The sequence below is a fragment of the Serratia proteamaculans genome, assembly GCF_004684015.1.
Lineage (GTDB): Bacteria > Pseudomonadota > Gammaproteobacteria > Enterobacterales > Enterobacteriaceae > Serratia > Serratia proteamaculans_F.
The window spans coordinates 82,072-103,552 of the sequence record NZ_SRIA01000005.1 but is presented as its reverse complement, the minus strand read 5'-3'; the positions used below and the strand labels follow the sequence as shown (position 1 = coordinate 103,552).

Annotated in this window: 22 protein-coding genes and 1 pseudogene; 20 read left to right on the top strand and 3 right to left on the bottom strand. The window is 54.8% G+C overall.

Annotated features, from left to right (window positions below; translation table 11 throughout):
* Positions 1-32: 32 nt before the first annotated feature.
* Together tyrA and E5C26_RS04350 are read right to left on the bottom strand one after the other, a co-directional pair.
* The gene (gene tyrA / locus E5C26_RS04355; protein WP_135315209.1) at positions 33-1,154 is read right to left on the bottom strand and encodes a bifunctional chorismate mutase/prephenate dehydrogenase; all 1,122 of its coding nucleotides are present in this window, start codon (positions 1,152-1,154) and stop codon (positions 33-35) included.
* A 6-nt stretch (positions 1,155-1,160) separates the two neighbouring features.
* A complete protein-coding gene (locus E5C26_RS04350; protein WP_135315208.1) occupies positions 1,161-2,234 on the bottom strand; it encodes a 3-deoxy-7-phosphoheptulonate synthase in 1,074 nt (357 codons plus the stop codon).
* Between the two features lie 584 nt (positions 2,235-2,818).
* Between E5C26_RS04350 and E5C26_RS04345 the strand changes: the two genes are divergently transcribed.
* Positions 2,819-3,583 carry a DUF481 domain-containing protein gene (locus E5C26_RS04345; protein ID WP_167796609.1) on the top strand — a complete coding sequence of 255 codons (765 nt, stop codon included), beginning with the start codon at positions 2,819-2,821 and terminating at the stop codon, positions 3,581-3,583.
* Positions 3,584-3,636: 53 nt separating this feature from the next.
* Here the strand turns inward: E5C26_RS04345 and E5C26_RS04340 are convergent, their stop codons facing one another.
* Positions 3,637-4,533 (bottom strand): phage repressor protein CI, encoded by an 897-nt coding sequence (locus tag E5C26_RS04340; RefSeq protein ID WP_135315207.1) that lies wholly within the window; start codon positions 4,531-4,533, stop codon positions 3,637-3,639.
* 246 nt (positions 4,534-4,779) lie between these two features.
* On the opposite strand from E5C26_RS04340, the gene E5C26_RS04335 reads away from it, so the two are divergent.
* The 19 genes and pseudogenes from E5C26_RS04335 to E5C26_RS04240 all read left to right on the top strand — a co-directional run bounded on the left by E5C26_RS04335 (position 4,780) and on the right by E5C26_RS04240 (position 21,478).
* Positions 4,780-5,085, top strand: a complete 306-nt coding sequence (locus tag E5C26_RS04335; protein ID WP_135315206.1) for a hypothetical protein — start codon at positions 4,780-4,782, stop codon at positions 5,083-5,085.
* A 74-nt stretch (positions 5,086-5,159) separates the two neighbouring features.
* Positions 5,160-5,381, top strand: a complete 222-nt coding sequence (locus E5C26_RS04330; protein ID WP_135315205.1) for a TraR/DksA C4-type zinc finger protein — start codon at positions 5,160-5,162, stop codon at positions 5,379-5,381.
* Positions 5,382-5,383: 2 nt separating this feature from the next.
* Complete coding sequence (locus E5C26_RS04325) at positions 5,384-7,447, top strand: replication endonuclease (protein WP_135315204.1); 2,064 nt, start codon at positions 5,384-5,386, stop codon at positions 7,445-7,447.
* A 63-nt stretch (positions 7,448-7,510) separates the two neighbouring features.
* Positions 7,511-7,705, top strand: a complete 195-nt coding sequence (locus E5C26_RS04320) for a hypothetical protein (RefSeq protein ID WP_135315203.1) — start codon at positions 7,511-7,513, stop codon at positions 7,703-7,705.
* 205 nt (positions 7,706-7,910) lie between these two features.
* Positions 7,911-8,114, top strand: a complete 204-nt coding sequence (locus E5C26_RS04315; RefSeq protein WP_135315219.1) for a tail protein X — start codon at positions 7,911-7,913, stop codon at positions 8,112-8,114.
* Between the two features lie 3 nt (positions 8,115-8,117).
* On the top strand, positions 8,118-8,336 hold the full coding sequence (locus tag E5C26_RS04310; RefSeq protein WP_135315202.1) for an HP1 family phage holin: 219 nt from the start codon (positions 8,118-8,120) through the stop codon (positions 8,334-8,336).
* On the top strand, positions 8,320-8,832 hold the full coding sequence (locus E5C26_RS04305) for a lysozyme (protein ID WP_135315201.1): 513 nt from the start codon (positions 8,320-8,322) through the stop codon (positions 8,830-8,832). Before E5C26_RS04310 ends, E5C26_RS04305 begins: the two co-directional genes overlap by 17 nt.
* Positions 8,833-8,871: 39 nt before the next feature.
* On the top strand, positions 8,872-9,336 hold the full coding sequence (locus E5C26_RS04300; RefSeq protein ID WP_135315200.1) for a phage tail protein: 465 nt from the start codon (positions 8,872-8,874) through the stop codon (positions 9,334-9,336).
* Between the two features lie 88 nt (positions 9,337-9,424).
* A complete protein-coding gene (locus E5C26_RS04295) occupies positions 9,425-10,060 on the top strand; it encodes a phage baseplate assembly protein V (RefSeq protein ID WP_135315199.1) in 636 nt (211 codons plus the stop codon).
* Positions 10,057-10,407: a GPW/gp25 family protein gene (locus E5C26_RS04290; protein ID WP_135315198.1), complete on the top strand. Its 351-nt coding sequence runs from the start codon at positions 10,057-10,059 to the stop codon at positions 10,405-10,407. The genes E5C26_RS04295 and E5C26_RS04290 overlap by 4 nt, the downstream gene beginning before the upstream one ends.
* 4 nt (positions 10,408-10,411) lie before the next feature.
* Positions 10,412-11,320, top strand: a complete 909-nt coding sequence (locus E5C26_RS04285) for a baseplate assembly protein (RefSeq protein WP_135315197.1) — start codon at positions 10,412-10,414, stop codon at positions 11,318-11,320.
* Positions 11,313-11,834, top strand: a pseudogene (locus E5C26_RS24940) (phage tail protein I); the annotation flags it as partial. The gene E5C26_RS04285 and the pseudogene E5C26_RS24940, both read left to right, overlap by 8 nt.
* A 2,768-nt stretch (positions 11,835-14,602) precedes the next feature.
* The gene (locus tag E5C26_RS24755; protein WP_240775897.1) at positions 14,603-16,480 is read left to right on the top strand and encodes a phage tail protein; all 1,878 of its coding nucleotides are present in this window, start codon (positions 14,603-14,605) and stop codon (positions 16,478-16,480) included.
* Position 16,481: 1 nt separating this feature from the next.
* On the top strand, positions 16,482-17,036 hold the full coding sequence (locus E5C26_RS04265) for a tail fiber assembly protein (RefSeq protein ID WP_135315195.1): 555 nt from the start codon (positions 16,482-16,484) through the stop codon (positions 17,034-17,036).
* Positions 17,037-17,179: 143 nt separating this feature from the next.
* Positions 17,180-18,349 carry a phage tail sheath protein gene (locus E5C26_RS04260; protein ID WP_135315194.1) on the top strand — a complete coding sequence of 390 codons (1,170 nt, stop codon included), beginning with the start codon at positions 17,180-17,182 and terminating at the stop codon, positions 18,347-18,349.
* A 13-nt stretch (positions 18,350-18,362) separates the two neighbouring features.
* Positions 18,363-18,872, top strand: a complete 510-nt coding sequence (locus E5C26_RS04255) for a phage major tail tube protein (protein ID WP_135315193.1) — start codon at positions 18,363-18,365, stop codon at positions 18,870-18,872.
* A 65-nt stretch (positions 18,873-18,937) separates the two neighbouring features.
* A complete protein-coding gene (locus E5C26_RS04250) occupies positions 18,938-19,225 on the top strand; it encodes a phage tail assembly protein (RefSeq protein ID WP_012005306.1) in 288 nt (95 codons plus the stop codon).
* A 20-nt stretch (positions 19,226-19,245) separates the two neighbouring features.
* Positions 19,246-19,380: a GpE family phage tail protein gene (locus tag E5C26_RS04245; RefSeq protein WP_099062810.1), complete on the top strand. Its 135-nt coding sequence runs from the start codon at positions 19,246-19,248 to the stop codon at positions 19,378-19,380.
* Positions 19,373-21,478 carry a phage tail tape measure protein gene (locus tag E5C26_RS04240; protein WP_135315192.1) on the top strand — a complete coding sequence of 702 codons (2,106 nt, stop codon included), beginning with the start codon at positions 19,373-19,375 and terminating at the stop codon, positions 21,476-21,478. The genes E5C26_RS04245 and E5C26_RS04240 overlap by 8 nt, the downstream gene beginning before the upstream one ends.
* Positions 21,479-21,481 lie beyond the last annotated feature (3 nt).

The following is a 21,481-nucleotide window of genomic DNA, read 5'->3' as shown; positions in this document are numbered from 1 at the left end:
TAAAGGGTTCGGCATTGCCGAACCCGGATACTTTATTGCCGACTGTCGTTCGCCTGACGCAACAGCGAACGGCTTTCCACCAGAAAACGCTGCGCATAGTCGCCAAACCAATGTTCGACCTTCTGGAAGCTGTGGATAAACGCCTGTTTATCACCCTGTTCCAGCAGTTTGATCGCCTCGCCAAAGCGCTGGTAGTAACGTTTGATTAGCGCAATGTTCTCTTCCGACGACATGATGATATCTGCGTACAACTGCGGATCCTGGGCAAATAGCCGGCCAACCATCGCCAGCTCCAGCCGATAGATCGGTGAAGAGAGTGCCAGCAATTGTTCCAACTGAACGTTTTCTTCTGCCAAATGCAGACCGTAGGCAAAGGTGGCAAAATGGCGCAGCGCCTGAATGAACGCCATGTTCTGATCGTGTTCAACCGCGCTGATACGGTGCAAACGCGCGCCCCATACCTGCAGTTGCTCCAGCAACCATTGATAGGCTTGCGGCTCGCGCCCATCGCAATAGACCACCACCTGTTTGGCTACGCTGCCTACGTCCGGACCAAACATCGGATGCAAACCCACCACCGGGCCAGAGTGTGCTGCCAACATGGCATTGAGCGGGCGATTCTTTACCGAAGCCAGATCGACCAAGATACAGTCCGCTGGCAACGGAGGTAATCTTTCAATCACCTGTTCAGTCACGTGAATCGGCACACTGACAATCACCATTCCGGCGTCTGCCAGCAAAGTATCGGCCTGTGGCCAATCTTGTTGATCCAATACCTTGACCTGGTAGCCTGACAGCGTCAGCAGGCGATTAAACAACCGGCCCATTTGGCCGTTACCGCCGATAATGACAATCGGACGCAGTTGTGGATTCAGGGTTTTAAAGCCTTTGTCGTTCTCGCTGACATAGGACTCACGCATTACCCGGCGTAGCACGTCCTCGATCAGATCAGGGGGAACACCAAGATTTTCAGCTTCCTGACGCCGTGAGGCCAACATCGCCGCCTCACGTTCAGGAACATACACCGGTAACCCGTGGTGGCTCTTAACCTCACCCACTTCTGCCACCAGCTGCAGGCGTTTTGCCAGCAGCTCCAGCAGCGCCTTATCCACTTCGTCGATTTGATCGCGCAACGCGGTCAGTTCAGCCACCATAACTTACTACTCTCCAGTACGTGCCGTCAGCGCAGTGCCGAGTTCCTGGTGCATATGACGCAGCAGCGTCTCTGTACTTTCCCAGTTAATGCAGGCGTCGGTAACAGAAACCCCGTAGCGCATATCTGCACGCGGTTGCTCAGAGGACTGGCTGCCTTCGTGCAGGTGGCTTTCCAGCATGATGCCGGTGATCGAACGGTTACCCGCTTTAATCTGCTCTACCACGGACTCGGCAACCGTCGGCTGACGGCGATAGTCTTTATTCGAGTTGCCATGGCTGCAATCTATCATCAAGGACGGGTGGAGTCCCGCCTCCTGCATCTGTTTTTCACAGGCCGCAACGTCTTCGGCACTGTAGTTCGGCGTTTTGCCACCGCGCAGGATCACATGCCCATCCGGGTTGCCCTGCGTTTGCAGCAGGCACACTTGCCCTGCCTGGTTGATACCGACAAAGCGGTGTGGCATCGCCGCAGCACGCATCGCATTGATTGCCGTGCCCAGGCTGCCGTCGGTACCGTTTTTGAAGCCCACCGGCATCGACAAGCCTGAAGCCATCTCACGGTGAGTCTGCGATTCTGTGGTACGCGCACCAATCGCTGACCAACTGAACAAGTCGCCCAGGTATTGCGGGCTGTTCGGATCCAACGCTTCGGTCGCCAGCGGCAGGCCCATCCCCACCAAGTCCAGCAGCAGGCGACGCGCGATGTGCAAACCGGCTTCAACATCAAACGAACCATCCATGTACGGATCGTTAATCAGGCCTTTCCAGCCAACGGTGGTTCGTGGTTTTTCAAAATAGACGCGCATAACGATATACAGCTGATCGCTCAATTCAGCCGACAGGGTTTTCAAATGACGGGCGTAATCCAGTGCAGCATCCGGGTCGTGGATAGAACAGGGTCCGCACACCACCAGCAGGCGATGATCGCGCCCCTGCAAAATATCGGCGATGGTTTTACGCGCGGTAGCGATTTCATTTTCATCGCTGGCGCTGAGCGGGAACTGGTTCTTCAGTTCTTCCGGAGTGATCAGAATTTGTTCTGCACTGATATGAACGTTATTGAGCGCGTCTTTTTGCATGATGCTATTCCTGTCGTTTGCCGTTATGCGTAAGCGTTAGTACAACCTTGAGCGTTTCAGGTCCTTACCATATCATGCGATGTAAAGTTTTCAATCCGCTATCTGTAAATAAAAAATTACCACAGTGGAAATACCACCCTGGAACATCGTTACCTCCGGAGTAACCAGAAATCAATATAATGATAAATAACAAGTTAATTGATTTTACACTTAAGGGTATTCTTCACTTTTTTTAAGCGTTAATCATGAAAGCAAATACCGGAACAAGTAAACATATGTTTACATCACTCTTTTGCACTGTACATCAGACCACCGCACGACATCGGTAAACCATGATTATCAAAATAGAGAACTCCCCATAGCGCTGTTGCCTACAGACGACAACCTCGGTCAAAGCCCAGTCAAAGGCTATGGATACTCAGCATGATATGCCGCAGGAAGGGGTTAATTAAGTAGAAGAAAAGTGAATAAGTGAGGATGAGAAATTAAAAACTTAAGCTAATCGTGGCTATTTTGGTCGCCATGACGAACCGATATAATGTGACTGACATCACTTATAATCACACTTAACAACTGGATCCAAAATGCTCTCTTTACGCGCTCGCCGCGCTATTCCGCTGTTCATTAGCTGCTTAACGACTTTCACCAGTGTTTCAGCCCTTGCCGACAATACACTTTTCACCGCGATGGACGATCCGGCCACCGCTAAAAAGCCGTTTGAAGGTAATGTCCAGGCCGGTTACAACTCGCAGTCTGGCAACTCTCAAAGCTCGACGCTGCTGGCCAACACCAGCATGACCTGGTTCAACAGCGATGCCGCCTACAGCCTGTGGGGAGCTGCCAACAACACCACCTCCTCTAACGTGCGCTCGTCTGAAAAATATCAGGCCGGTGGCCGTACTCGTTATAACCTGTCCGATCGCAACTACCTGTTCGGTCAGGCCAGTTGGCTTAGCGACCGTTTCAACGGCTATGATTCCCGCTCCACGCTGACCGGCGGTTATGGTCGCCAAATCCTCAACGGACCGCTCAGCGACCTGCGTGTTGAATTTGGTCCAGGTGTACGTCACGATGAATATCATGGCGGTGGCCGCTCAACCAAAGCCCTGGCTTACGGTGCAGCCAACTATTCGTATCAGTTGACCGACAATACCAAGTTCACCGAAGGCGTTTCCGCCCTGGCGAACGAAGAAACCACGCTGAACTCCGAAACCGCGCTAAGCGTCGCGATTAACGAAAAGTTCGCACTGCGTCTGGCTTATACCGTGACTTACAACAGCAAGCCGCCGGCATCAGCGCCGAAGAACACCGACACCACCACATCCATCAGCTTGGTATACGGTCTGTAATCTCTTCGCCCTGTGCCTCTGATGCCACCAAGCCCATCATCGATGGGCTTTTTTTATGCCTGAGGTGTCAGAGTCAACCAGACCATGCCCAGGGCTTTCAGCGCATCGGTGGAACACTGGAAGTCAGTATTCCCCCCGCTGACCTGAACCTGATTGCCCGGCAAGCGCGCAATATCATAGACATCGATATTACCGTCGATATCGATCAGCCATCGACCATTGGCAATATGCGTCACGGCCAAATCCACCAGCCAGGATAACCGGCCGCCGTCAACGTAGGCTGGCTGCGCGACCCCGGACGGGATCAGTGAACTGTCTGCCAGCCATTCGCCAATATCTTTCAACTGCCCGGCCACCAGCCGGTATTTTGGCAGCGCCCGCCCGCCAGTGGGTGCAACCTCCGCCGTGCCGCCATTGCCCATTTCCCCCTGCCCGGTCGCCAGCCACAACAGAGAAACGCCGGTATCCAGAGCGCAAGTCACCACGATATCCCCCGGGAAATAGTTACGACGAACCCAGGTGCTCATGGTACCCGACGAAATACCCAGTAAATCGCCCAGCTCTTTTTGCAGACTGAAACCATAGGCATCGAGGATGCGGCGCAGCACACTTTTACCACCGGAGGCCAGAACCCGATCGTAAAGCGCTTTGCCCTGCGCGGGTTGAATGGACTTTCGTTCATTTTTTGCTTTTGCAAGTTCTCCGGTCATCAGCCAGGCCAAATCGGCCCCCGTAGCCAGAGCGCAACTGATGATCACATTGCCGGGCACACTGCCGCGCTGCTGCCAACTGCTGATGTTATTGGGGGCTATCCCCAAGATTTCACTCAGCTCTTTTTGCGTGCCAACACCATAAGATGAAAGGATCCTTTCAATCACTGCACCTACTGAGGCGTTATCGTTCACAGTCTCTTCACGCATATCATCACCGATTAAAATCAAAATTTGCATTTACAAGTCGCATTTTGCGATCTAAAGTACCGCCACAATGTTTCACAAACGGCTTTAATGTCACTTTAGTTAAGATGATGCGACATGATTGATGAAAATGCAAACACCGTGGCAGTCCAATAGCAAGTTATCTCTGCTATTGGTGAACGGAATACTCGCACGTCACCCAAGCAGTGATCGTGATTAAACCGAAATTCGCCTCGCTTTTGCAAGCCCATTAATCGTTTAGCATTCGGGGAGGTTGTCATGCTGTTGGCAAGTGAAGAGCAACGGGCTATCGGCCTACGGCGCATCGCTGAAATCCGCCGCACGCTGTTCGCCCAAGATAAAAATCAGGCCGAGGAGATCTACAACACGGCACCGCTGCATCTGCGTCACACGCTTTGTTTTCATGCAGGCTTGACCGAGCATCATGTGATGCTGCGATTCCACGAGATGAGCTATCCCCAGCGGCAGAAAATTGTCGCGGCACTCAATGCATTCATTGAACTTGGCAAGGCACTGCCACGTTATATCAGCGAAGAAGATTGCTTGCTGAATCATAAAAAATAGCCGTTCTGCAACTTCTGGCGTGCAACCCGCCGGATGCCGTTCGGCCCAAATTCCCCCTATCAGGAAAACACATCATGGCTGATACCATTGATATGGCGCAAGAGCGCCAGGCGCTGATGCTCGAAAAGCAGATAGCGCACGCCAGACCCGTAGTCACCCAAGCTTCTGCACAGTTTTGCGTCGAGTGCGATGGAGCGATCCCGGAGGTACGACGCCGCGCTATCCCCGGCGTAAGCCGCTGCGTGGCCTGCCAGGAGGTCGCAGAGGCTCAACAACGTCATTTTATCCGACGTTGATAATGCCAGTTCCCCCGGTCCTTGCAGGCTACCAGACCTCCCCCTTGTTTGAAGGTGCCTATCCCTGGAATGCCCCGCGGCCGGCCATTGGCCGCGAACCCACGCTCAACCGCGATAGGTTGCGCCAGTGGCAGACTGCGCTGGGGCTGGTCAACACCCTGCCTTATTACCTGCGCATACAGTTTACCGAGCGCCACCAACATCTGTTGCGTCAGCAAGGCGCGCAGGCCGCCTGGCACTATCTGGTGCTGGTTTTCCAACGCCGCCTATGGCCACGGATCCAGCAAGTGAACAAGAAATTTGGCCAAAATCAGCAAGCCTCCATGCACTTTGGCAATGAGGCCGACAGCTATAGCGCATTACCAACGCTGGGCGATAAAGCGCTGGAACAATTGGCAAAACGAATCGCCGGTCAGTTACTGGCACTTTATCAAGGCGAGTGCGACACCCTACTCAGCAAGTCTGCGGGGGATACGACTGTGCTGCTGCAGGACGAGGTTCAATCACAGCTGTATGGTCAGATTGCCGGCATGGCACGCGCATTTAATATTCAGCCCATGTATTGGCGCTGTTATCGCAAGGGTTTGCTAGACAGTCACCGCGCGGTAGCGGCACTGTCCAGACTGACCAGTGATCGTTGGTGGCTGCGGCGTCTGAAAATGCAACGTATGCAATGGCGCGAAGCACTGCTGATCGCCATTGGCAACGTCAGCCGCAACACTTCCCCCTATGCCAGCCGCCAGGCTATTCGTGACGTGAAGGCGCGCCGTCAGTCAAATCTGGATTATCTCCGTCGCTGCGATTTGGAAAATACCGTCACCGGGGAGCGTATCGATCTGATGGAAAAAGTGCTGGGCAGTATTGCCAACCCGGCGATCCGCCGTATGGAGTTAATGAATACCCTCACTGGCATTGAAAGCTACGCCGCGCGTACTAACCACATTGGTTTGTTTGTTACCCTGACGACGCCCGCACGTTTTCATCCCACTCGTACCCTTGGCGGTCAGGGTAAGGCACGCTTCAATCACCGCTGGGACCGCGAAGATTTCACCCCGAAAGATGGCCAACGCTACCTGGTGAAACAGTGGAGCAAAATGCGCACCGCTTTTAAGGATCGTCAGCTGCAAGTCTACGGTGTCCGGGTAGTAGAACCGCATCACGACGGCACGCCGCATTGGCACCTGATGCTGTTTACTCCGCAGCCTCAGCGTCAGCAGGTGATCGATATTCTGCTCCGTTATGCACTGCAGCAGGACGCCGGGGAACCTGGGGCGCAAGAGAATCGTCTTCAGTATAAGCACCTGAACCGGGGAGGCGCGGCAGCTTACATGGCCAAATACGTTGCCAAAAATCTCGATGGCTATGCGCTGGAGGAAGAACTCGACCATGAGACCGGCACCCCGCTCAGTGAGACCGCCAATGCGGTCAGCGCCTGGGCCAGCACCTGGCGTATTCCGCAGTTTCACCCTTTCGGCTTGCCCAGCATAGGCGCATACCGCGAATGTCGCCGCATTCGTGGGCAAAGCCTGTCACAGCTGTTCGATGAGCGAACCGAAGCCGTACGCGCTGCCGCCGATGCCGGAGATTTTTCCGGTTATATTGACGCCCAGGGAGGCGCCAACGTGCCCCGCAACCGGCAATGGGTCCGTGTCGCGCGTGATGATGCGCCCACGCTCAACAGTTATGACGAACGGGTGCAAAAAGTGATCGGTATTTATGCTCCCCATCTGGGCCCCGATCGGGTTTACCGAACCCGCACGCTGCAATGGCGCATCGTCGCCAAAAACAACGAATCTGCGACACCTTGGAGTTCTGTCAATAACTGTGGATTACCCCCTTTTAACGCCCCAAAACCGGCGCCCTCCGCACGTCTGACCCCAGCACAACAGCAGTATTGTCTGACTATTGCCCGCAATCTTCGACAGACAGGCATCGATCCGCAGCGCTGGCAGTTGGAAGTCTTAGCAAGAGGAGGGAAAATCAGCTTTGACGGACGACTTGTACAATTTCCGCTAATCAATGACTGGGCCAAATTTTACTGCACAAATGATAAATCCAATCATTGACGCCTTTAGCGTTTTGCTTAATACTGTATAAATAAACAGTATACTTAAGAGAGGGCAAGAACAGTGGAAATTATGGATAAACAACAGCTAACACTGTCCCGCATCCAGTTCATCGCCGATGTTTCGCAGGCTGCGCAGTGCAATGCCGCCGAATTTCTGATCGCCATGTCGCTGATTTCGGATCTGGCCGGCCAGGTGCTGCCAGACAATGATTATCAAGAAATATTTTACCCGGCCGACGGACAAGACTCTCGTTAAACCAGTCCCTGCTTGTGCTAACCCCCCCTTTTCCAACACCCGCCGCCGGCGGGTGTTTTCGTTTCTGCGTTTGGTATTTTCTCCCTTCAGTTGTGCCAGCCCATCCACAACCCCATCGCGTTGCCGATGCCTGTCGCGCGCGGGAAACTGACAGATATCCAGGGCCTCTGCGCCCATTTCATATCCCCCACACAGGAGCGTAATGATGAAAATTTATGCACAACAAGGCGACACCATCGACGCGATTTGCTGGCGCTATTACGGCAGCACTCAACGTCTGGTGGAACAGGTCTATCTCGCCAATCGCGGCCTGGCCGACGCAGGCCCGCTACTCCCCCACGGTCATCCGATCGAACTGCCGGATCTGCCGGCAGCCGCTCAGCGAGAAACCGTCAAACTGTGGGACTAAACGATGGAGAAACTCACCTCAACGCTTGCCTACCTCACGGCGGCCTGCCTGGCCTGGATGGGGCGACATTCCACACAGGACATTGCCCTTTTGGTCGGTGCTGCAGTCGGTGTCGGTACATTCGCAGTGAATTGGTACTACCGGCGTAAAAGCTACCAGCTGTTGAAATCGTTAAATAAAAACGGTCTGAAACACGGAGTCTACGATGAGCTCACTCGCTAAACGCTGCAGCGTAGCGGCTATTTTGGCCCTAGCCGCCCTGCTGCCACAGTTCAATACCCTGCACACTTCGGAGCAGGGGCTGCGCCTGATTGCCGATTTCGAAGGCTGCCGGCTCTCGCCCTATCAGTGCAGTGCCGGTATCTGGACCAACGGCATCGGCCATACCGCCGGGGTGAAATCAGGCACCGTCATCAACGAGCGTCAGGCAGCGGCCAATCTGATCGAGGATGTCCGCACCGTCGAGCGAGGGATCGCCCGCTGCATGGCGGTAGATATGCCTCAGCCGGTTTATGACGCAGTCAGCGCCTTTGCCTTCAACGTTGGCGTAAGCGCTGCCTGCAATTCCACATTGGCCACCTTTATCAAACGCCAACAATGGCAGGCAGCTTGCGACCAGCTACCGCGCTGGATCTATGTCAACGGCGTAAAAAGCCAGGGGCTGGAACGCCGCCGTAATACCGAACGGGCACTGTGTCTGCAAGGCGTCCAGCGCTGATCGCAGCAGCTTTGATTCAACCATTCAAGGAGAAACACCATGTTAAAACCCGATCAGTTGCGTACTGCACTGACCAACGCTCTGCCAGACCTGCAAACGCACCCCGATAAGCTGCGTATCAGTCTGGATAATGGCCGCGTGGTCTCGACATTAGGCCCATCGCTGTCTTTCGAATACCAATACCAACTCAACCTGACGCTGAACGTTCAGACAGCCGAAGAAGACCTGGTGATGGTTACCGTATTGGCGTGGTTACGCAGCCATCAGCCCGACATTCTCGCCAACCCGGAAAAACGTAAAAACGCTTTTGCTTTCAAACGCGACGTCAGCGCCGCCGGTCAGCTTGATCTGCAGGTGCAACTGACTGAGCGCATTGAGGTGGAACAACGCGACGGTGCTCTGCATATCACTCCGCTGGCCGAGCCACCAGAGCCGGAGAACGTCATTCGCTTCACCCAGGTTTACCTGCACGGTGAGCTGATCAGCCAATTTCAGCAACCCTAAACTGACTCTCGGGACGGCTTCGGTTGTGCTGGCGCCAGCTAAACGCCGCCGCGTTGTCGCCCCCCTTATACGGCGGCATTCTTAACCGATGAACACAGACAACTTCGATATTCAGCGCCTGGTGCGCAACCTGATACGCATTGGCACCGTCAGCGAGGTCGATCTCGATCGCGGGCGCTGCCGTGTCGCCACCGGTGGCAATCTCACCGACTGGCTTAACTGGCTGACCGGCCGAGCCGGTGATGCTCGCTGCTGGTGGGCACCCAGCGTAGGTGAGCAGGTGCTGGTGCTGTCGCTGGGCGGAGAGCTCGACACCGCCTTCGTGCTACCCGGCATTTTTTCCGATGCTCATCCTGCGCCATCAACCTCGGCCCAGGCGGCACATATCACCTTCCCCGACGGTGCGGTGATCGAATACGAACCGGCGGCGGGCGCGCTGAAAGTCACGGGTATCAAAAGCGCCACCATTGAAGCCACAGAGCAGGTAAACGTCACTGCACCGGCTATCACCTGCCGTGCAACGAGCAAGATCACGCTGGATGCCCCCGAAGTGGAATGCACCCAGCTATTAACCACCGGCACCATCGCCATCCGGCAGGGCGGCTCGATGACCGGCGATCTCAACCACTCCGGCGGCAGCATCAGTTCTAACGGCGTGGTGGTACATACCCACACCCACGGCGGCGTGCAAAACGGCGGAGGCCAAACGGATAAACCAGCATGAATAACGCGAAATATCTCGGCATGAAGCGCGGCTCCGGTCGCACGATCACCGATCTTGACCATATCCGCCAGTCGGTTAGCGACATTTTAATCACTCCGATCGGCTCACGCATCATGCGCCGCAATTACGGTTCGCTGCTGTCCGAGCTGTTGGATCAGCCGCAAAACGACGTGCTGCGGTTGCAGATTATGGCCGCCTGCTACAGCGCGCTGCTGCAGTGGGAGCCGCGCATTCAACTAAGTGGCATCACTTTTAACACCACCATCGACGGAAAAATGGTGGTCGACATTACCGGCAACCGTACCGATACGCCGGATACCTTTTCTCTTTCTGTTTCTGTGAGCTGACACCATGGCAACCATTGACCTGAGCTTATTACCCGCCCCCACGGTGGTGGATCCCCTCGACTACGAGTCGCTGCTGGCCGATCGCAAAGCCACGCTGATTTCCCTCTACCCGGAAGAACAGCGTGAAGCCATTGCACGCACGCTGACGCTGGAGTCGGAACCGATCGTCAAACTGCTGCAGGAAAACGCCTACCGCGAACTGATCCTGCGCCAGCGCATTAACGAGGCCGCACAGGCCGTGATGCTTGGCTATGCCGGCGGCAGCGATCTCGATCAGCTCGGCGGTAACTTCCAGGTTGAACGCCTGGTGGTTCAACAGCCTGACATGACGGTCATTCCGCCGGTAGCGGCAATTATGGAATCCGACAGCGATTTCCGTGTACGCATCCAGCAGGCATTCGAAGGGCTGAGCGTTGCCGGTTCCAGCGGTTCCTACGAATACCATGGTCGCTCCGCCGATGGCCGGGTAGCCGATGTTTCTGCCACCAGTCCCAGCCCGGCCAATGTACTGATTTCAGTACTCTCGCGTGAGGGCGACGGCACCGCCAGCGCCGAGCTGGTGGCGATTGTCGATAAAGCGCTGAACGATGAAGATGTGCGCCCGGTGGCGGATCGGGTCATCGTTCGCTCCGCCACTATCGTCAATTATCGTATCGATGCACTGCTCTATCTCTACCCCGGCCCTGAGGCCGAACCGATCCGCCGCGCTGCCGAAGCCAAGCTGAAAAGCTATATCAGCGCGCAACACCGCCTGGGCCGTGATATTCGTCTGTCGGCGATTTATGCCGCTCTGCATGCCGAAGGGGTACAACGGGTAGAACTGAAAAGCCCGCAGGCCGACATCGTGCTGGATAAAACCCAGGCATCTTACTGCGCCAGCTATCTTCTGACGGTAGGAGGTTCCGATGAGTAACCGTTTATTACCGGTCGGCTCCTCACCGCTGGAGGTGGCTGCGGCCGCCGCCTGTGCCGAGCTGGCCGCGATGCCGGTGCCATTGCGGGAACTGTGGAACCCGGCCACCTGCCCGGTCAATCTGTTGCCGTATCTGGCCTGGGCGTTTTCGGTCGATCACTGGGATGAGAGCTGGACAGAAGAAACCAAGCGCAACGTTGTCTCCTCGGCCTTCTTCGTGCATCGCCATAAAGGCACCATTGGCGCCATCCGCCGCGTGGTGGAGCCGTTGGGCTATTTGATCAAGCTGCGCGAATGGTGGGAAACCAACGCTGAACCCGGCACCTTTTCACTGGATATCGGCGTGCTGGAAAATGGCATCACCGAAGAAATGTACCTGGAAATGGAACGGATGATCGCCGACGCCAAGCCGGTCAGCCGCCACTTGACCGGCTTGGCGCTGAATCTGGAGGCCGCAGGCACTGTCGAGGTAGCCGGTGGTCATTACGATGCCGAAATCACCACCGTCTATCCGGATTATGTCGAGTTCGCCCGCCAGATGCTGGAAGGCCACTATCAGTTTTTACAACGTAATACCGGCACCACCCTGGATTCAACCCAGCAACATTTTGTTCTCAACGCAGAACATGTTCTGGCTGACTCACGCCATGAACGAGAGCTTTCTCGCATGGCGGGATTGCCCAATGACGCCACCACCGAAGGGCAGGCGTTGCAAATTCTCGGCTACGCCCATGCCTATCTGGCGACTCAACAACAGAAGTATCTGGATCAGGCCATTGCCTGTTTCGACGCTTATGTGACTCATTTTTACGACGGTACCCCCATCCCGGAAACCCCTCAGCGCTGGGTGGCCAACTGGATCGTCAACGCCAAGGAGCCGGTACCTGCCAACTGGCCGGTAGACAGTAAAGATCCGACGCACAGCGGTTTCAAAGGCGTCCCCATGACCTTCATTAAAGGCAAAACGCAGATCCCGCAGGGTGCACCTTACTGGGGCGAATATCTGGATATCGCTACTTTCGCCTTTGACGGCACCCTGGCCTGGGACGCCATCAATGCGCAGGTGCGTGCGGTTGACGCCGCCGGTCACGTGGACTGGAGCAGTGACGGTAAACGCTACGACGTCGCGTGGATCATTAACTGGCAGGGCTATCAGATTGACGCTGACGGCAATATTCTGGCCAAGGGACAGCCCGCCGCGCAGTTTGGTACCGTTCAACTGAAAGACGGCACGCTCAACGGCAGCCATAAACTGAACTTCGCCAATCGTCAGCCGGTCGAGCACGGCGGCGTCATGATTGAACGTAATCAAATCCAGCATAATCGCCCACTGCACGTGCCTGTCCCGCACAATGCCATGGGCAATGCGGCAGACGCCGAGCTGTGGTTCGCCGATGCCTGCCATTTGCTGCACAAAATCACCAGCGAGCGGCGCTATTTCAACGCCTGGAAAAGCGTTGAATTCACCGCTATGGAATATACCGATATTGACGCGCAGGATAAGTTCTTCCGCCAGAGCTTGCATGCCAATACTCCCTTCACCGACGGCATCTCCTACGACTGGTCATATCCTGCCGATGCCCCCGTCAGCTATGCACGCAATGCCGAAGGCATGATCAGCCTGCGCAAAGAAGTGGCGTCACAACAGTCGCTGGAGCAGCAAGCGGTGTGGTTTCGCATCAACAACCAATCGAAAATACGCACCAGTTTCGGCGGTGTTGATGACAAAAACCAGCCGATTTCCTGCAAATTACAACTTGCTATCGCACCAGAAAAAGATGCGGCACAAGCCACTGCCTGGGGCATCGGTCTGCCGCAGTCTACCCAAACCCAGGTAAAAACTTACGATATCGCACTCACCAGCCTGGCGGCGTTGACCCGCAAAGATGGCAGCGATTATCTGCTAGCCGACCTGCGTGCCGTGACCGATTACGGCGGTTGCGCGATCAGCAGCCTGTTTGAGGAGCAAGTTTACGATCGGCGCAGCGCAACGGTAATCAACGCGCACTACCCTAACGATGACGCCGGAATGGTGATCGGTGCCTGGCTGACGGCCGAAGAGCGTTTTCCCGTTAACCAACTGGTTTATCGCGCCGATGCCGACTTCAACCTGCGGCTAGAGGACGACGACAAATGGCGCTGGTACTGGATGCTGCCAGCCACCGAGGGCCAATGGAGACTGGCGACCTTTGACCCTGCAAACGCGGTACTAAGCGGTTATCAACCGGACCATCAGGATACTGATGAGAAACCTGCCCATCCTAATTTCAGTACGGTTGACCAGATCACCATCCTGCAAGACGGCAACGTAGCGGACGCCAGCTTCAGTTACTACGTGCTGAATGATATTCCGCCGACCTTCAGCGCCGACGATGGTTACACCATCAAATACCGCGTCACGCTGCAGGCAGAAAATCCCTATACCGCGCTACTGGGGGATTGCACCCTGCTGGGCCATCGCCAGGACAGCCTGTTCTGCACGCCCGGCGTGATCCCCTTTTCCAATATCTATCAGGCAGACAGCCAACAGTTCGACGGCTGGCACGGCATGCCTTATCCGGGCTACCAGTACCCCTTCATTTTCGTGCATGCCGAGGCCGATCCCAACGGCCTGATGCTGAACAACATGACCGAGTTTCTGTGGCGGTCACAGCAATGGTACCAGCAGCAGTTTGGCGTATTGGGGCCCGGCGCTTCCGCTTATATCTGGAATCGCTGGGACAACCTGAGCTATGGCAACGCGGACAGCTGGACCATGTATCACTGGGGCGATGGGACTGCCTGGTCCGGTTATCAGCCGCGAGCGTTCTTTGGCGCTGCACGCGCCTGGCACGAGTTGAAACTGGCGGGTAAAACACCGCCGGCCAAATTGGTCAGCTATGTCGAAAACTGGTTGAGCTGGCTGATTGGTTTTACTCAGGATTCTGGCGGTATTACACCGACCGATTTCCCGATGACCGGCATCCCACAACCCGACAAACATGACTTTACCGGCCATATGTGTGGTCTTTGGTTGGCCGGGGCCGTGATGGCAAAAATGGCCGGTAGCGAGGTCATCGGAACAGAACACTTTATTGAACAATGCGTTACGGAGTTACAGAAGAATTATCTCACCAGTGGGGATGTGATGGATGGCGCCTGGTCGCCGGCACCGCGTCCCGGCACGGACAACGGGATGTTCTTTGGTTTTTGGTCGGGTGAAATCCTGCGCGGATTGAGCCTATATGTGATGTACAAGAGCGGCCTCAACTATCCGGCCGACAAACAAAAGAGAGCAACGACATGACAGCAAAATACCGCGCCCTGCTCACCGATCAGGGTAAAGCGCTGCTGGCTAACGCCGCGGCAACCGGCCAGAAGCTGGAGATCACCCAGATGGCGGTCGGCGACGGCGGTGGCTCAGCCACTTTGCCCAGCGAAAACCAAACCAAACTGGTGAACGAGAAGCGACGCGCTGCGCTCAATTCCCTGCAGGTTAACGCCAACAGCAGCAACCAGGTGATCGCCGAGCAGGTAATCCCCGAAGATACTGGCGGCTGGTGGATCCGCGAACTGGGGCTGTACGATAAAAATGGCGTGCTGGTGGCAGTGGCTAACACCCCCGACACTTACAAGCCGCTATTGGCCGAAGGTGCCGGTCGCACCCAGGTAGTGCGCATGGTTCTGCTGGTAAAAGGTGACGCCAGTGCAGTGATCGTGGCGGACAAAACCGCCGTGCTGGTTTCACGCGATACGCTGGATGCGGCTATCGCCGAACATGCCCGTTCACGCAACCACCCGGATGCCACCCTGCTGGCCAAAGGGTTTACCCAATTGAGCAGCGACAGCAACAGCAACAGCGAAACCCTGGCGGCGACGCCAAAAGCGGTGAAAGCGGTTAATGATGCAAGCCTCAAAAAAACCGATAACCTTTCGGATCTGACCAACAAGGCCGTCGCACGTGGCAATCTCGCACTGGGTAATGCTGCAACGAGAAATGTGGGGACTGAACCTACAAATTTGATGGAGGTCGGGGCATTCGGCCTCGGCGCAGGATCAAGACATCATGCCGACACCTATAGTAACCTTGGCGAAATTTATCGGGTCAACGGCACATCAAAAAATTCGCCTGGTGGCGGTGTCTATGGCGTGCTAAACCTTCCTTGCGATGGCGGCCCTTCCAGCGGATATCTGGCAGTACAGAACAATGGGACTGCCTTTATCGGCCAATCCACCACGCCAGAAAAACCGTTGTCGTGGTACCGAATTTATACCACAGCCTATAAACCTACAGCGGCAGATGTCGGGGCCTACAGCAAGGCCGAGACCGACGGCAAGTTTGTCAAACAGAGCGGCGATACCATAACCGGTGGTTTGACAGTGAATGGTGCTATCGAAACAAAATCTGGGCTGACCACTCCGTCATTATCGGTGAATGGCTCAACCACTATCTCAGGTGGACTTACAACCAAGGCTAATGTTGAACTTTACGGACCAACTCCATATATAGATTTCCATTATGATAATAGCGCCGGTGATTTTGATACCAGATTAGTTAATGATAATAAAGGTGTGCTGTCTTTCCATGGTTCTGAGTATTATGTTAATGGAAAATTGAGCGCAACCGGCGACATTTGGTTCGGCGGTAAAATTAACATTGATGGTACTCCTAATTTCTATAGCCGTGAATTTATTACCAAGTATGGGAATATGACCCTCACTGGCGGCGTCAGGCAAACCAATGGTTTTCGCCTGCAAGGCCAGGGAGATCTGTGTTCCGACATTTACCATGGTGAAAAAGTCGGGAGTTATCATGAAATGGGTATTCATGTGGCTAACGGTGGTGCTGATGGTTGGTTCACTTTTCGTAACAACGGCGAGTTTCGTGCTAATGGTACAGTCTTCGCTTCAGGTGCAGCGTATCAAACCAATGGCGATATAAACGGCAGCATTTGGGGGGGCTATCTATCCAACTACCTTAATCAAAATTTTGTACGCGATATTCGTCTTGGCAATGTAGAGAGCGCACCATCCTGGAATGGGCCGGGTTACAATGATAGTGCGGGCTACGTACTGACAGGGGCAACAAATAATAATATAGATGAGTATATAGATGTCATTTACCGCCGCCCTCTGCAAAAGAATATTAATGGTAATTGGGTTACCGTCTGGAGCGTTTAAAATGAAAAATATAAAAAATTTCACTCTCACTGAACCTGAAAGTTCAGAGCAAAAGCTACTGGCAGCCTCGCACGGCGTTTTATTCTTGAAATCTGACAGCGGTGATGATTGGTATGAATGCCAAAAGACATTTCGCAATGACACAATCAAGATAATGTATGATTTGAATGGCATCATTCACTCAATCTCCAACAAGCCAAATGCTGAGGGGTATTTTGATGTCTCTGGTTTTTTCCCGGAAAATATGAGCGTAGCCGAAATAGAGCAACTGCCGGAACATGCTGATATTGATGGTTGCTGGTTTTTTGACGGAACACAGGTTAAGCCTCGCGAGTATTCAGTCAAAGAGTTGCAACACCAAGCCATGAATAAAAAGCAGGACTTGATTAAACAAGCCACGCTTCAAATAACAACACTCAACGATGCCACCGAGTTAGGCATGGCGAGTGAGAATGAGCAACGGCAGCTAACTGCCTGGAAAACCTATCGTGTTCTGCTCAGCCGTGTCGATCCTGGCACCGCCCCAGACATCGACTGGCCACAGCCACCGCAATAACTACACGCTCAACGCCCCGCCCGGGGCGTTTTTTTTATCTTGATTTTCCTGCTGTTGTACCAGTTCTCATACATACCCAATGAGATGCGCGCCCCCGTCACGCAAGGCATTCTGTTGTTACCAACCACAAACGGAGTAATGCTATGGGTGATTATCACCACGGCGTGCGTGTCCTCGAAATCAATGAAGGCACCCGCGTAATTTCCACCGTCTCAACGGCGATTATCGGCATGGTTTGTACTGCAGAAGATGCCGATGCAACCCTGTTTCCCCTCAACACTCCGGTGTTGATCACTGACGTTCTGGCCGCCAGTGGCAAGGCCGGCAAGAATGGTACCCTGGCACGCTCGCTGCTGGCGATCGCCGAACAGGCCAAACCGGTCACCGTCGTGGTACGCGTGGCGGAAGGCAAAGACGAGGCCGAAACCACCTCGAATATCATTGGCGGCGCTGATGAGAACGGTAAGTATACCGGCATGAAAGCCTTGCTGGCGGCACAGGCCGAGCTGGGCGTGAAGCCACGTATCCTGGGTGTACCGGGCCACGACAACCTGGAAGTGGCTACCGCGCTGGCCGGCATCTGCCAGCAACTGCGCGCCTTCGGTTACATCAGCGCGTACGGCTGCAAAACCGTTTCCGACGCCATCAAGTACCGTGCAGGCTTCAGCCAACGCGAACTGATGCTGATCTGGCCGGACTTTGTTAACTGGAACACCACCACCAACAGCAGCGATATCGCTTACGCCACCGCTCGAGCACTCGGTCTGCGCGCCAAAATTGACCAGGAAACTGGTTGGCATAAAACCCTGTCCAACGTCGGCGTTAACGGCGTCAGCGGTATTTCGGCCAGCGTATTTTGGGATCTGCAAACCGTCGGCACCGACGCTGACCTGCTAAACCAGGGCTGTGTGACCACCCTGATCCGCAAAGACGGCTTCAAGTTCTGGGGCTCACGCACCTGTTCCGACGATCCGTTATTCCAGTTCGAAAACTACACCCGTACCGCGCAGGTATTGGCTGACACCATGGCCGAAGCACATCTGTGGGCCGTTGACCGTCCGGTGACGCCAACGCTGATCCGCGACATGATCGACGGTATTAAAGCCAAGTTCCGCGAGCTGAAATCCGCCGGGCTGATCATCGACGGCGACTGCTGGTATGACGAAAGCGCCAACGACAAGGAAACCCTGAAGGCCGGCAAGTTGTTTATCGATTACGACTACACCCCGGTACCGCCGCTGGAAGACTTGACCCTGCGTCAGCGCATTACCGACCGCTACCTGGCGAACTTCGCCGCGTCCGTGAACAGCTAAGGAGACCTGAATCATGGCACTGCCAAAAAAACTGAAATACCTGAACCTGTTTAACGATGGCTTCAACTACATGGGCGTGGTCTCCGCCATGACCCTGCCAAAACTTACCCGCAAGCTGGAGAAATTCCGCGGTGGCGGTATGAGCGGTGCAGCGTCGGTGGACTTCGGTCTGGACGACGATGCGCTGGTGGTCGAATGGACCATGGGCGGCATCGATGAGCTGGTGCTGAAGCAATGGGGCCGCGTCGATGCGGTACCCCTGCGCTTCACCGGCTCTTTCCAGCGCGATGACACCGGTGAAGTATCGGCGCTCGAAGTGGTCATGCGCGGTCGCCACAAAGAAATCGACAGCGGCGACTTCAAACAAGGCGAAGACACCGAGACCAAGGTTTCTACCGACTGTACCTACTTCAAGCTGAGCATCGACGGCAAAGAGCTGATCGAGATCGATACCGTCAACATGATCGAAAAAGTCGACGGCGTGGATCTGCTGGCGGCCCACCGCCGCGCTATCGGCATGTAATTTATCACTTCAATGGCCAGCCTTGGTGCTGGCCCTGTTTCCCCTGACAATAATTGGATACCCCCATGGAATTGAATGCATCCCCAGAAAATACCGTTGTACTGGAAACCCCGATCAAACGCGGCGACAGCGAGATCCGTGAAGTGCAGGTCACCAAACCGAATGCAGGTAGCCTGCGCGGTATCGGTCTGGCGGCGCTGGCCAACGCCGACGTCGACGCCCTGATCACCATCCTGCCGCGCGTGACCTATCCAAACCTGACCAAAGAAGAATGCGCCCGCCTGGAACTGCCGGACCTGATTGCGCTGGCCGGCCAGGTGATCGGTTTTTTGTCACCGAAATCGGCCGAGTAAACATCGACCCCGTTCTGACCGTGGACGATCTGATGGCGGACATCGCAGTGATTTTTCACTGGCCGCCCTCGGAGATGAACGGCATGACGCTGACCGAGCTGATGGACTGGCGCTATAAGGCCCTTCAACGTAGTGGAGTAAAAACAGATGAGTAGCAGCGGGCAGGAACTGGAGTCGCAAAACGAGATAATTAAAGGGCTCGAAGCGATCGAAAAACAGACCAACGCTCTGATGAAGCAGTTGCGTCAACCCCTTGGTAATAAAAGTCTATACAACATGCTGGGCAATGATATTCGACGTGCGGAGAAAAACCTGAAAATCCTGCATCAGCAGGAAAATGGCATCGATTCATTCAGGAAAAATAATCAGGAACTGGTTAGAACCAATAAATTATTAACAGAATCGCGGAAAAAATATTCCGTGCTTGAAACGTTGGCAAAAGGTAGCTCGCCGGGTCAACATTCCCAACAGATGAATAACGAAGTTGCGCTGGTGGCGGAAACCATTAGCGCTTTGGAGAAAAAGCACGGACTGCTCAAAACCATCGATCGCAACCAGCGCGATAGCCTGACCAGGCAAGGTATTAATCTTAAGTCACTCAGCAACGAGCAACGACAGCTTCGCGACAAAAAAATCAATGCCAATGCCGCTATTGTCTCGATGAAAAACCAACGGCAGGTGATGACCGGCCAGAGATTCAGCGCCGCACATGCCGCCAATCAGACTCGCCGTGAAAACCTCAGCAAAATAAACAACGCTAGTGCCGCGGGCTTCACCATCGCCAAAACGGCCGCCATCGGCGGAGCCAGGCTGCTGGCTCCAGGTGTTAATTTCGAAAAACAGCTTTCTCAATTGCAGGCGCAACTAAAGCTGGATAAATCCGATCCGCAACTTGCCGCACTGAGTCAGCAGGCACGCAGTATGGGCCAATCTGGCACCTCACCGGATAAAACAATCCAGGCACAAACGGCACTGGCTAAAAAAGGGTTGGGTGCCAATGAAATCATGGGGGCATCACCTGCCGCGCTCAGGCTGTCGAATGCCACAGACAGCGGCGTCAATGAGACTGTCGAGGCGATGACCTCGGTGCAGAACGCTTTTAATCTGCCCGCCGACCAGTTCGATCGGATTGCCGATGTGCTGGCACTAGCCAGCAGCCAATATGGTATGTCAGTACAATCCGTCGGTGCAGCCTTAAAAAGCAAAGCAGGCTCAGGGACCGACCTGTTCACTGCGGCGCAAAGAATTGCCCCCGCAGGCACAGAAAAACTGCAGGCCAACCAGGTTGGCGGTGCCGCGCAGCATTTGGTCACCGTCAAAGGCGACAATTTGGATGGGGACATCCAAAAGTTGTTTGCCTCCTGGGACAGCCTGCGGATCAATTTGTTTTCCGGCCAAAGCGCAGCCCTGCGGGAGTTGACCCAAACGGCGACGCAATGGTTGGTGCAACTGAACTCCTGGGTGACCAGTAACCCCGCATTGGCCAGCACCTTGTTGCAAGTCGCCGGCGGACTCACGTTATTGCTTGGTGGGCTTAGCGGCGTCAGCCTGGTCGCCACTCAGGTACTCCAGGGGTTCACCATCATTAATGGTGCAATCCTCAAAGCCGGGCAGGCCATGATTTGGCTGGGGCGCATGGCAATGGCCAACCCATTGCTGGCCATTGTCGGCTTGATTGCCATTGCGGCTTTTGCGGTGATCGAAAACTGGGACAAGCTGGCACCATTCTTTAGCAATCTGTGGGAGAGCATCTCTGCTGGATGCAAGGCAATGGAGAAGTACATTACGGACACCATTGATAGCTGGATAAAAAAATTCATGTCGCTGACTGACATGCTCCCCGACTGGATGTCATTTGGCAATAAAAGCAGCGATGCAGGCCATACCGAAAATCAAGATGACGAAGATAGATTCTCGTTCGCCGGCAAGTTTGATTCCGGTGGGAATATTCCTGCCGGGCAATTTGGCCTTGTGGGTGAAAACGGCCCGGAACTGATCGGTGGTCCGGTACAGGTGACCAGTCGTCGCCGTACGGCAGCGATGTCGGCGGCATTGCTGTCGCTCAGTGCCCCGGTGATGGCGGCCTCACCGACACCGGTTTCACCCACAACGCAGATCCAAATCCCGTCAGTCACTATCAATGTTACCTCCAGCCCCGGCCAGAGTGAGCAAGATATCGGTCGTGAAGTCGCGCGGCAATTTGAGTTGCTGACGCGACGTCAGGCCGCAGATGCTCGCAGCCGAATGAGTTAATTG